Genomic DNA, 12,203 nt, shown 5'->3' with positions numbered 1-12,203 from the left:
GCATGTCGTCGATCATGCGCTGGCGCCGCGGGCTGATAGGCTGGAGGGTCTGACTCATGGCTCTGCTCCCGTTGAATGACGAGGCGGATTGCCTCGCCGATCAACATGAAAACAGAGTCGGTTTCCCTTCCGTTACCACTACCCAAAGCCGTAGCCCATTACCGCGCGAGCGGTTTAGTCCTCTGGCCATTGTCGGTGCGTCGCCGACGCAGAACCTGCCGGTCCGCTTGTCGGCCACGAGCCGCGTCTCGATCGACTCGAACCCAACCTCGACCCAATGCCTGTACCAGGCGAGCTTCGCTTCCTCAGTCAGGCCCAGATTCGCCGTTAAATACTTCAGCACGCGCAGGTTATTCAGGGGATGGATCTCGCATGCGATTTGCAGCGACAGTGATCTGACATAGGCACGCCCCGCAGAATCTCCGGGCAGGAGCAGCGGATCAGGCTGGATTTCGTCAAGGTACTCGATTATTGCGAGCGATTGCGTAATCGGCGGTTGCGAGTCGACAAGAAGCGTTGGGACGAGTCGCTCGGGGTTTATCTCCCTGTACGCGCTTGAAAACTGTTCCCCACCATTGCGTACCAGATGCACCGGCACGCATTCGTACGGAAGGCGTTTCAGATTCAGGGCAATCCGCACGCGGTATGAAGCTGAGCTTCGGAAGTAACTGTAAAGCTTCACGCGATCCTCTACCCTTACAGGAATCATTCGATCGATATCGTCCACGCGGCCTCGCAGTTCGTCTCCAAGCGTCGGCGGTCTTATTTGAGCAGCGCGAACGCGCTATGACGACTATTTGTTGACTGCTCGATTGGTATCAAGCATCAGGGTTTTGTCGGGCCCAGCGAGACGCCAAACCATACAAGATCACCAGGACAGCGGCGACGAGTGCGAAGACTCGCGGATAGGCCAGTCCCGCGTACATGTTACCGTTGGCAGCCACTATGGCGAATGCAGCCGCCGGAAGGAATCCTCCCGACCAGCCGAAGCCGATGTGGTAACTCACGGAAAGCGCGGTGAAGCGAATCCTGGCTGGAAACAGTTCAGTCATGGCCGCTGCCAAAGGTGCGTAGGTCATGGCTGCAAAAGTGGCAAGGGCGACCAGCAGCAGGAAGACCATTGGCCGGTTCACACCGTGCGGCGGGGCCTTCTGCGGGTATCCGGCGGAGTCCAGCGCACCGCGCAGCGAGGCGGCGAAAGCTTTAGCCTTGACAGGGGCGTCCGGCCCGCTGCCGTCGTAAGAAGCGACGACCTTATCGCCCACCCTGATGATCGCAGCAGTACCCGCGCTCGTCACCTCATTCCTGTAGCTGATGCCGGCACGGACAAGCGCACTCTTCGCGAGATCGCAGGACGTATGGAACTTCGACGTTCCGAGCGCATTGAACTGCGTCGAGCATTCATGCGGATCGGCCACGACTACGACGGGCGCCGTCTCAATGGCGCGTTCCAGCGCCGGATTGGCAAAATGCGTCAGGCCGCGGTAGATAGCCGGATAACAAAGGACAACCAGAATGAACCCTGTGCAGATTACTGTCTTACGCTCGATCTTGTCGGACAGCACGCCGAAAGCGAGGAAGATCGGAACCGACATGACGAGCGAGAACATTGAAAGCAGATTGGCCGTCGCGGGCTCAACGCGCAACACCTCGGTCAGGAAAAATGGCGTGTAGAAAAATGCGCTGTAAAAAGTCACCGCCGCGCCGGGTCCAAGAGCGAACAGCGAACAGATCATTGCGACGATGTTGCGACGACCGGTGAACGCTTCCCTGAGCGGCGCGCGTGAAACCTGGTGTTCGTTGCGCAGCCGTTCGAATTCAGGTGATTCGCCCATGCGGGTACGCATCCACAACGACAACGCCAGCAAAACCAGCGATAGCACGAACGGCACACGCCAGGCCCATTCAAGAAAAGCCGCCTCGCCGAATGTAGAACGCGTGCCCTGCACGACCAGCTGAGAGAGAATCAGACCTGCGATCGGAGCAATCTGCAGCCATGACGTATAGAAGGCGCGCCGGTTTGCCGGAACGTGTTCCGCGACGTACACCATCGCCCCTCCATTTTCGCCGCCCAACGCGAACCCCTGCACAAGCCGCAGCCCGACGAACATAACGGGGGCGAGGACGCCGACGGTTGCGTATGTCGGCAGCAGACCGATGAGCACGGTCGCGAGTCCCATCAGCGCGACCGTCACGACGAAAACCTGTTTTCGACCGAGCCGGTCGCCTATGCCGCCGAAGACCATCGCGCCAAGCGGCCTGACGAGAAAGCCTGCCGCAAATCCGAGCAACGTAAAGATCAGCGACAGCGCCGGATTGACACCGGAAAAAAACTGCTTGCCAATCACCGCAGCCATTGTGCCGACGAGGAACAAATCGTACGCCTCGAAGCACGATCCAAGCGATGCAGCAACCACAATCTGGTAAAGGCTCGCGCCCGAGCGCTTCCCTGCGGAATGTTCAGGCAAAGCTGTGCCTGCCGCGAGGCTCGCGGCGGTTTGATCGGATCTCATTGTGTCTCCTCCATCCGGACGATGGTGGACCGGCTCTGGACCAAACCCTCTGGGCATGTCACTGGCTTGCCTTGTCCTTCACCGATCCGGGTGATTCCTGGGTAGCCGCTTGTCTCTTACGGACAATGCGGTTCATGTTTTCCTGGCAGCTGTGGGCCAAGGCCACAGCCGCTCCTTACATCATCACGTCACCCGTCACGGCCGGCGCGCGGGAAGCACCGTCGCGCGGCACTCTCCGAACCCGATGCGACGATACCCGTCTCGTTCGCACCATGCGCGCATGATGACCGTGTCGCCGTCCTCCAGGAACGTGCGGCTTTCTCCGCTCGGCAACGTGAACGGATGCTTGCCGCCTTCCGTGAGTTCAAGAAGACAGGCGCGCGAAGCCGGATCGGGGCCTGAGAGAGTCCCGCTGCCGAGCAGGTCGCCGGGGCAAAGATTCGTCCCGTTCGATGTCTGATGTGCAATCAGTTGTGACATTGCCCAATAAGCGTCCGGATAACGCGAGACGGACAAGCTCGCCGGAGTTGCGCCGTTCGTTCGCATCTGCGCTGACTGCAACAGCGTCTCGACCCGAATATCAATCGAACCGCGTGTCGCCAGCTCCGGACTCCAGAAGTGCGGCATTGGCGCAGGATCACCTTCAGGACGAGAGAAGCCGGTGCGGTACGGCTCGAGCGCCTCGAGCGTCACGATCCACGGCGACAGGCTGGTGAAAAAGCTTTTCGCAAGGAACGGCCCCAACGGCTGGTATTCCCACGACTGAATGTCGCGCGCGGACCAGTCGTTCAACAGGCAAATGCCGAATACATGCGAGTCAGCATTCTGGATGTCAATGGCCGTGCCGAGTTCGTTTCCTTGTCCGATGAGTACACCGAGCTCGGCTTCGTAATCAAGTCGCCGGCAGGGCGCAAACTCCGGCTCGGCGCTGTTCGGGTCCTTCAGCTGACCGATTGGCCGGCGGAAATCCTGTCCCGACACACGAATCGAGGACGCACGGCCGTGATAGCCTACCGGCAGCCAGCGATAGTTTGGCAAGATCGGATTGTCGGGGCGGAACAGACGGCCGACGTTTGTCGCATGGCTGAGCGATGAGTAAAAGTCGGAAAAGTTTTCGATGCGAGCCGGAAGAGCGTATTCAGCGTCCGCCTGCGGAACGAGGCATTCGGAAACCTCCTTCCGCTGAGGACAGTCCTCAGATAGCAGGAACGACACAGCCGAGCGCACAGCGCTTCGCTTGTCGGGCGGTAGCGCCATGTAATCGTTGAGCGGCGCACGTGCAGCCGCCTGCGCTGCCTCACGCGCTTCTGCCGGAAAAAGATTCCTTGCCAGAGCAGCGCCTACGTCGAGGATTTGATCGCCGATCGCGATGCCGCCGCGGAAATTTTCATTTCCCGAAGCCCGCCGGAATACGCCGTGGGGCAGGTTCTGAATTGGAAAATCCGTCGCGCCGTCATTGGCTGAGCGGACCCAGCTCTTCCGTGAAACGTCATGGGTGTGATTGGAACGGGTCATGTTCAATTATTTCCTTCCGCAGAGGTCTCGTAGCGCTTGCGCTTGATCTGTCCGATCAACTCAATCATGGCGGCGGAGACGTCCCGACCTTCGGCTTGCGTCGCTGCTTTCGCGGCGAGCCAATGATCAAGATCTTCCTGCGCCTGGGTAGTGTGCTGGTTCCATGCAGGATCGATCGGCGTCGTCAACTCAAGCCGATATCCGTTCGGGTCCCTGAAATAGATGCTCTGAATAATGCCTTTGTGATCGACGGGGCCAAGTACATCTACGCCCTGGCTTACCAGCCATTCCTTCCAGCGCATGAGCTCGGCCGTATCGCTCACTTCAAGCGCGATATGGTCGAAGACGTCGTAGGCGGGATGCGACGGAGACGAGGGCAAAGGCAAATCGGTGCATTCGAAGAACGCCATCGTTGACCCGTCCGCCATCCGGAAGAAGATATGGAAATAGGGAAAGGCATCACCCGTGGACGGCACGTGATCATCCATGATCGTGCTCGCGAGTTCCATTCCGAGGATGCGGCCGTAAAAGTCGGCAGTCGCACCGACGTCATGCGTGACGCGTGCATAGTGATTGAGCATATTCGGCCGCAGTCCCAGCTCGGAGGCCGAGCGGCGCGATGCCAATGTGGAAGTTTGCATATCGACTCCTATCTGTCGTAGTTAGACCTGTACGGGGGCGCGATCGATGACTTGTGCCAGCACGTCCGTCAGGCACTGCGCGAGATCGACACCTACTGGAGCGGTTGCACAGCGCCACGCGACGTGCTGATCCGGGCGTAGCAGGATTGCGCCGTCATCCCCGATTTCGCGTACGTTGCGCCATTCGCCCGAAGGATCGCTTACCTGTGCGTCGTCGGCGATGACCACCACCTCGACGGGCATACCGAGCCTGTCAGTGGTCTCCTTTGCCGCCGTTTCCCAGATGTCCGGCCGGCCGGTAATAAGCACAAAGCGATCAGCCCGTGCGAGATCAAGGCTGGAAATTTTCTGCGCCCCGCGCGCCAGCCATGCATGCGCGATGCGATGGCCGGGGCGCGTGGTCGGAACGAAGCGTTGACCGAGCGGGTCGCGAGGCGGAGGCGATGTGTTGTCGCTCGCGAGCGCACCGGTGTCATACCGGATGCCGATTTCGAGGTCGTGCGCCTGATATTCGGTTTGGTGAACCTTCATCAGTTCATTGAACCGGGCACGTCGTGCCTCTGCGTCGTCGCCCTCGGCGAGCAAGGCCTTGAAGTTTGCCTCGCTGCCCCGCGGATCGCCCGGCACGATGCCGATGGCTGCGTTCGTCACCTGATAATTTCCGAACGTGAACAGTGCCCAGTTGACGTTGCGCTCGGCGACCGGGCGACGTTCGCTCTCATAGCTGTCAAGCAACCCGGCGCCGGCCCGGCCCCGAATCACGGCAGCCAGTTTCCATGCCAGATTCTGTGCGTCGTGCACGGCGGAGTTCAGACCGAGCCCCGTCGTGGGCGTGTGTCTATGTGCGGCATCGCCTGCCAGAAAGACGCGGCCAAACCGATAGCGATCAGCCAGCACACCTTGCACGATCCATTTGCCGACGCTGAGCACGCTAACGTCGAGATCAGGAATCTTCAACAATGCGCGGATGCGAGGCACGAGCGTAGCCGCCTCGTAATTTTCGCTGCTGCCGGGCTTGAAACTGAAGTGGAACATCCATTCTTCTGAGCGACGGTCGAACCGCGTCGGGCCCAACTTGCCCAGCACGCCGCTACCCCATGCTTTGGTGTCGCCTTCGGGATTCGCAAACCAGAACGTGCTGACGTTGTCGTCGTCGATATAGGCCGAGAGATCTGCCGCGAAATACACGGTGACCATCTCCAGCAGTTCGGGCGTACCTTCAAGACGCGCACCGACGCAAGGACCGACCGTTTTGCCACCGTCGGCAGCAACGACGTACTGCGCGCGAACCTGATAGGTTTCGTCAGCGATACGGTCACGCACGATCGCGATGACCTCGGTCCCGCTTTGCTCGATCGACAGCAACTCGTGACCGAAGCGCATCTGCGCACCATCCATCTGCTCCGAATGCGCCTTTAGCAGCGGCTCAAGGCGGACTTGCGGATAAACGGTGCTCTGGCACGGACTATCTTTCTGATACGTCGACGCCAGGGAACCGCCGCCCCAGGCTTCGAGTTCGTAAAGCGTCTTGCGGTCCCAAGGGCGATCGCCGCCCAGACTCGTGCACCAGCGCATCTTGCTGACGTATTCGATCGGCAACGAGCGCGCGTAGATTGCGTCGGCAAGGCCGTATTGACGAAACACCTCCATCGTGCGCTGATTCAGGTACCGCGCCTTCGGCATCGGCGACTGCTGCGGGTGCCTCTCGATCAGCAGCGATTCAACGCCAAGGTTGGCCAAAAAAATAGATGTGCTCAGCCCGCAACCGCCTCCACCGACGATCAGTACCGGTACATTGACTTGTTTCAAGATTGCTCTCCTCATCTTCAGAAGCTTGCGCAACGGCTACTGGCCGAGCCGGGCGCGCAACTCCGTTTTCAATACCTTGCCGTAACTGTTTTTTGGCAACTCATTGGTGAACCGGTAGTGTTTCGGGCGCTTGAAGCGTGCAATGTGCTGCACACACCACTCGTCCAGTTCGTCGCGGGTCGTTTGACGGCCCGCGTGAAGCACCACGAAAGCCACGGGCACCTCGCCCCATTCGTCGTCTCGCTGTCCCACTACCGACACTTCCGACACCGACGGATGAGCCAGCAACGTTTCCTCTACCTCCCGCGGATAGATGTTGGAGCCGCCCGAAATGATCAGATCCTTCGATCGGTCCTTCAGCGTGAGAAACCCGTCCTCGTCGAGGCTGCCGGTATCGCCCGTGTAGAGCCAGCCGTTGCGGATCGCATCGCGCGTAGCGGACGCATTGTTCCAGTAGCCAGGCATTACTGGGGCGCCGCGTACGACGACCTCACCTGTTTCTCCTTTCGGGGCGGAGCTTCCGTCTCCCGCCACGACGTCGACCTCGACGAGCGACTGTGCGACGCCCACCGAAGCGGCACGGGCCAACCAGTGAACATGGTTCCGATCTGAGAGATGGTGACGTCCGAGTGCGGTAATTGTCATCGGGCTTTCGCCCTGCCCATAGATCTGCACGAGGCGGGGTCCTAGCACTTCCAAAGCCTGCTGCAGGTCATTCACGTACATCGGTCCGCCGCCATAGATGATCGTCTTGAAGCCGGCGGGATCGGCATCGACCGCGCGGAAATGATCGACTAGCCGTTTGACCATCGTCGGTGCCGCGAACATCGTGAGAGGTCCGACACGCGCCGCCAGAGCAGCAAGCTCCTCGGGCTCGAATCCACCCGACCGCGGCACCACGTGACGCGCGCCTCGCAAGATGTACGCATAGTGGTAAAGTCCGGCCCCGTGAGACATCGGCGCTGCGTAGACCATCGCGTCTTCGGGGCTGACATCGTCCACGTCAATGCAATAGCACGCGGTCATCGCCATCAGGTTCCGGTGTGTCTGCATGACGCCTTTCGGTCGCCCAGTTGTTCCGGATGTGTAGAACAACGACGCGAGATCGTCGGGCTGACGGTGATGCAGGTCGGCCGGTGCAACTTCGACCGCATGCAGGTATTCGTCCGAGCCGAACACGACGCAGCGCCGTTTACCGCGTTGCATCTCGCCCAATGTCGACAGCAACTCGCTCGAAACGAACAGCACGTCGGCCCCGGCGTCATCCAGCATGTACTCCAGCTCTCTGGGATGCAGCTTGCAGTTAGCCGGCACGGAAACGGCACCTGCCCAATAGATGGCCTGAAGCACCTCCAGATACTCGGGACGGTTGGCGGAGTAGATGGCAACCCGGGCACCAGGCTGTACGCCGCATTGCTCGCTCAGGAAACCCGCTAGCGCCGCCACGCGTGCTGCAAGTTGCCCGTATTCGAGCCAGGGTTCGTCGCCGTGCAGAACCGCGAGCCGCTTGGGGAAGATCGCTGCCGTGCGCTGCAGCCACCGCGCGATGTTCATCGGCTGCGCTCCAGAATGCTGACATAGCTCGCCACCGCGGAGCCTCCCATGTTGAAGACGCCGGCGAGTGAGGCATCGGGAACCTGCATTGCGCCTGCCGTATTGGTCAGTTGCATCGCAGCAATCACGTGCATGGACACGCCTGTGGCGCCGATCGGGTGGCCTTTCGCTTTGAGCCCGCCAGAAGCGTTGACCGGAAGTCGCCCTCCACGGGCAACGACCCCTTCTTCGATAAGACGATGGCCTTGGCCAGCAGCGGCCAGGCCCATCGCTTCGTAGCTGAGCAACTCAGCGATCGTGAAGCAATCGTGAACCTCGGCGAACGACAGGTCGTCAACCGCGCAACCGGCACGCTCGAGTGCGCCGCGCCAGGCACGCTTCGGACCTTCGAACGACGCAGCATGGCGGCGCCCCAGCGGCAGATAGTCGTTGACCTGCACACGGGTACGGATTGATACCGCACGAGGAAAATCTGCGGCCGCATCGCTCGAGGCAAGCACCAGTGCCGCAGCGCCATCGGAGATTAGCGAGCAGTCTGTCTTGCGCAGGGGTGGCGCAATCATCGGATTTTTTTCAGATACGGTATTGCAGAACTCAAAGCCGAGATCTCGCCGCATATGCGCCCACGGATTGTCGACGCCGTTCGCGTGATTTTTTGCGGCTATACGCGCGAGCGCCGACGAATGGTCTCCGTACTCCGCGAAATAGTCCTGCGCGATTGAGGCGAAGATTCCCGGGAAGCCCCCGGGTGGATTTCCCGCCTCGCCCGAGTATGCGCAGTTACCAAGAATGCGCGTAACATCTTCGCCGGATACATCGGTCATCTTTTCGGCGCCGATTACCAGCGCGATGCGAGCACGGCCCGCCTCAATCGCATCGCATGCCGAGTAAATTGCGGCGGCGCCCGACGCGCAGGCGTTCTCAACACGCACCGCCGGCTTCCATCGCAGCCCATCGCTGCAATTCAGCGTCAGTGACGAAGCGAAGATGTCCGGGACAAGACCACCATTCAGATTGCCCAGCCAGGTGCCGTCGATTTTTTCGCCTTGCAGGCCCGCATCCTTCACGGCTTCGCGGCCGGCCCGCACGATCAGATCCTCAAGGCTTGCGCCGTCGAATCGGCCAAACGGCAAGTGCGCCCAGCCTACAATCGCCACTCCCATCGCGTTCTCCCATCAGTGTGCTTTTGGGAAATTTACCCGCGTCATCACCGAGAGGGCAGTCGTCGAATTACATTAGGGTGAACACCGGTAAGATGCGTCTTAACTTCCTTTCATTAATCCGCGTTTCTCCGGGCATAGAACTTACAACGTGGCAATGTGGCGCAGAGGTAGTGCAGAAGGTCACCGATCGCGCCCGAGTAGCTTGCCGATCAGTTCTCCCGTCGTCATGGCTGCATACTTGCGCATAAGCCGGGCACGGTGTGCTTCAACCGTTCGATGACTAATTTGCAGCTCGCGCGCGATCTGCTTGCTGCTTTTTCCCGTCACCAACAGTTGCGCGACCTCGCGCTCGCGCCGAGTCAGGTCGCGAGTCACCCGACGGACCGACGAAATATCCTCGAATGCCCAAATCGCAGTTGCAAATGGATCGTTGCGGTTCATTGAGCGCCCGGAAACGTGGCACCAGAACGGGCTGCCATCAAGCCTTTGCATGATGCGCTCATCGGAATAAAAGCCCGTCTCCTTCATCACCAGCCATGCGCGCTCGCCGATGTGCCGAAACTCGTCCTGGGAGGGGTAGAGGTATTCCAGCGAGCGTCCAGCCAGTTCGTTGGGCGCACACCCAAATATTTCACCGAACGTGTAGTTGCAAGACACGATGACTCGCTGCCTGGACAGGAGCAGGCCAACGGGTGCCATGCGAAACGCCTGCGCAAGATCGTCAGGCGGATACGGCGACCCACCGGAACCCACGTCGGTAGCCAGTCTGTCATCACTGGAACCCTGTCCTTCCTGGTTGACGGTGGGCGGCATCGCCTTTATGGAAACGACTTCGGATCCAGCAGAAGGATGCGCGGTACGGGATTGTCCGTGGGATCCGGATCGTTTTACCGGCCTGTCCATGTTCTGCCATATCCGGCCGACAGTGGAGGCGGAAACGTTAGACTCTCGTGCGACGTGACGGGCGCTGCTTACTGCCGTGACACCGTCGGGCTTGCGAGATGCAATCGCAGCCACCGTCGCTTCGCCGATTCTTTGGGGAGCCCCGCTGCGAGGAAGATCCGTCAAGCCCTGCAGGCCATCCATGATGAACCTTCTGCGCCATTTGGAGACTGTGTGCGCCGTCGACTGAACGCGAGCGGCCACAACCGCATTGTCCAGTCCCTCTGCACAGGCCAGGACGATTCGGGCGCGAAAAGCCAGCGCTGGACTAGTGCCGCCGCGCTGCGCGAAGTCGTTGAGCGCGGCTCTGTCCTCGGGACTTAACGACAGATGCAGTTTCGGCCTTCCTTTCATCGCCTGGGCTTCAGCCGCCGGACAGGTCAATCGGCCAGACGACTTATGTAACGAACATACCAAGCATCATACCCGTTGAACTGATACATAGGCTCCGTCCAGCCGTCGGACTTTCGCGGTCTTTGTTGCGTGCAACGTCGGCTTCGCCAAGGAAAGCAGGACAAGCAGAACATTGTCGCTGCTGCATGCTGCGTGGTTGGTTAGAACCGTTAGCTTGCATGGTAAGCACGACTTCATGTCATGCTTACTGCGTCTCAGTGGGCCTTCGAGCCAAGCGGTACGTCGTGCAATTCAGCCGAGGATCTTTAAACCTTCAGGAGGTTCGCACGGTATTGTTCCCATCTTGGCCGGCACTGAAATTTCCAAGAACTCGAAATCTTCCGAGATTGCCGTTTCATTGTGTTTGAGACCAGGTGGAATATAAAGCGATTCTCCAGCGCCAACCCGAATAACTCGACCATCTTCGAACTGAAGATCTATCCAGCCTCGGAGGGTGAAAATAAACTGCGTTTCGCAAACATGGTAATGCCAACCGGTCTGCTGCATCACGCCTGTCGCCATGGTCACCTGCGCCCTCATTCGACCGTCTGTGGCGTCGGAAACACCGAGGTCCCGATAATTGAAGAATGTTCGGCGACCTGCTACTAGTGGGGCTGTTTCCGTCGTAGCGTATGCAAGTCTCTCTAAAAGATCAGCGGAGACGTTTGCGGCCTCGGGGGAAAGGGTACCGCTGTAGTGTTCCATTGAATGTTCCTTAAATTAGCCGGTGGGTGCCAGGTGCTCTCGTCAAACCGCGTTCAAGCTTTCGCGACTCTAAAGCCAGCGAGAGAGTCTGAGAGGCTCACAGAGCAGCGCGTGTCTCTTCATTGAGCCTCCGTCGAATTTACTGGCTTGGGTGGCAGGCAAACAGTCGCACAATTACATCAGGGAAAACCCTATTAATTCTTGCGTTATCCGATACAGGGAAATCGGTGTACTTCGTCGGAACGCCGAATTGATGTGTGACGGAAGGGCATTTGCTGTTGAGGAAGGGGCGTAACATTGGACGCATGTGCGCTCAAAGGTAGCCTTGGCGACAGCGTCCTCCAAGCGTTGACCAAGGGGATTCGGGGATTCAACTCTTGGAGCATCGGTTCCGCCTTCGGGCATTTCTGCCGATTCCGTCGCTGCGTCTGGACGCGCGATCGACTGCTTAACTTTGGGAAACGGGCGTCCGGGTAAAAAGACGGTGGACGGCGGCTACAGGGTCGATAGTGTGAGTTCGCTGATATTGAAAGCTGCCGTCGGGTTGCTCGATGCCGCCACCGTCAGGAATCCGCAATATTGCTGACGCACAACCCGGACCGCCCCAATGTCGGCATTGGCCGAGCTGCTGCCTCTGAGGCGCCGTCATGAACGACCGGTCCATCTTGTTATCTGCGCTTGAACTCCCAACGTCGCACCGGCGGCGATGCGGTCGACAAGACTCGTTCAGCGATAAGGCTAACCTGTTCAACCGAAGGTAACGAGCCGCCTGAGTGTCGCGACGATGAGTTCGGGATGCCCCATGAGAAACGGCAATCCATGATCGGCGGTCTGAGCGACGCGCGGAGCCGCATGGGGCGGTAAGCCCTCTAGAGCGAATGGCACTTACTTAAGCCTACATGGAGGAGAAGACGCGGGTAAGTGCTTGAAGAGAAAGGGAGGGGGCTGATCCAGGGATTGATACGATG

Annotated in this window: 8 protein-coding genes and 1 pseudogene; all 9 read right to left on the bottom strand. The window is 59.5% G+C overall.

Annotated elements, in window-relative coordinates:
* Window positions 1-184: 184 nt before the first annotated feature.
* A pseudogene (gene maiA, locus HWY30_RS39110) lies at window positions 185-682 on the bottom strand (maleylacetoacetate isomerase); the annotation flags it as partial.
* Between the two features lie 136 nt (window positions 683-818).
* The gene (locus HWY30_RS39105) at window positions 819-2,513 is read right to left on the bottom strand and encodes an MFS transporter (protein ID WP_090806438.1); all 1,695 of its coding nucleotides are present in this window, start codon (window positions 2,511-2,513) and stop codon (window positions 819-821) included.
* A gap of 195 nt (window positions 2,514-2,708) precedes the next feature.
* Window positions 2,709-4,028, bottom strand: a complete 1,320-nt coding sequence (gene fahA, locus HWY30_RS39100) for a fumarylacetoacetase (RefSeq protein ID WP_090806440.1) — start codon at window positions 4,026-4,028, stop codon at window positions 2,709-2,711.
* Window positions 4,029-4,030: 2 nt separating this feature from the next.
* Window positions 4,031-4,669 (bottom strand): VOC family protein, encoded by a 639-nt coding sequence (locus HWY30_RS39095; protein ID WP_167368691.1) that lies wholly within the window; start codon window positions 4,667-4,669, stop codon window positions 4,031-4,033.
* A gap of 21 nt (window positions 4,670-4,690) precedes the next feature.
* On the bottom strand, window positions 4,691-6,493 hold the full coding sequence (locus tag HWY30_RS39090) for an FAD-dependent monooxygenase (RefSeq protein WP_244145190.1): 1,803 nt from the start codon (window positions 6,491-6,493) through the stop codon (window positions 4,691-4,693).
* A 21-nt stretch (window positions 6,494-6,514) separates the two neighbouring features.
* Complete coding sequence (locus tag HWY30_RS39085; RefSeq protein ID WP_090806444.1) at window positions 6,515-8,032, bottom strand: AMP-binding protein; 1,518 nt, start codon at window positions 8,030-8,032, stop codon at window positions 6,515-6,517.
* On the bottom strand, window positions 8,029-9,195 hold the full coding sequence (locus HWY30_RS39080; protein WP_090806445.1) for an acetyl-CoA acetyltransferase: 1,167 nt from the start codon (window positions 9,193-9,195) through the stop codon (window positions 8,029-8,031). The genes HWY30_RS39085 and HWY30_RS39080 overlap by 4 nt, the downstream gene beginning before the upstream one ends.
* Before the next feature lie 180 nt (window positions 9,196-9,375).
* A complete protein-coding gene (locus HWY30_RS39075; RefSeq protein WP_090806447.1) occupies window positions 9,376-10,491 on the bottom strand; it encodes a LuxR C-terminal-related transcriptional regulator in 1,116 nt (371 codons plus the stop codon).
* 291 nt (window positions 10,492-10,782) lie between these two features.
* On the bottom strand, window positions 10,783-11,235 hold the full coding sequence (locus HWY30_RS39070) for a cupin domain-containing protein (RefSeq protein ID WP_090806449.1): 453 nt from the start codon (window positions 11,233-11,235) through the stop codon (window positions 10,783-10,785).
* Window positions 11,236-12,203 lie beyond the last annotated feature (968 nt).

Origin of the sequence: Paraburkholderia tuberum STM678, assembly GCF_902833905.1 — a bacterium.
Lineage (GTDB): Bacteria > Pseudomonadota > Gammaproteobacteria > Burkholderiales > Burkholderiaceae > Paraburkholderia > Paraburkholderia tuberum.
The sequence above is the reverse complement of the archived record's forward strand: the minus strand, read 5'-3'. Positions and strand labels throughout refer to the sequence as shown.

Coding starts and splice junctions, on each gene's coding strand:
- HWY30_RS39070 (WP_090806449.1), bottom strand. CDS start 11,235: ATGGAACACTACAGCGGTACCCTTTCCCCCGAGGCCGCAAACGTCTCC.
- HWY30_RS39090 (WP_244145190.1), bottom strand. CDS start 6,493: ATGAGGAGAGCAATCTTGAAACAAGTCAATGTACCGGTACTGATCGTC.
- HWY30_RS39105 (WP_090806438.1), bottom strand. CDS start 2,513: ATGAGATCCGATCAAACCGCCGCGAGCCTCGCGGCAGGCACAGCTTTG.
- HWY30_RS39075 (WP_090806447.1), bottom strand. CDS start 10,491: ATGAAAGGAAGGCCGAAACTGCATCTGTCGTTAAGTCCCGAGGACAGA.
- HWY30_RS39095 (WP_167368691.1), bottom strand. CDS start 4,669: ATGCAAACTTCCACATTGGCATCGCGCCGCTCGGCCTCCGAGCTGGGA.
- HWY30_RS39080 (WP_090806445.1), bottom strand. CDS start 9,195: ATGGGAGTGGCGATTGTAGGCTGGGCGCACTTGCCGTTTGGCCGATTC.
- HWY30_RS39085 (WP_090806444.1), bottom strand. CDS start 8,032: ATGAACATCGCGCGGTGGCTGCAGCGCACGGCAGCGATCTTCCCCAAG.
- fahA (WP_090806440.1), bottom strand. CDS start 4,028: ATGACCCGTTCCAATCACACCCATGACGTTTCACGGAAGAGCTGGGTC.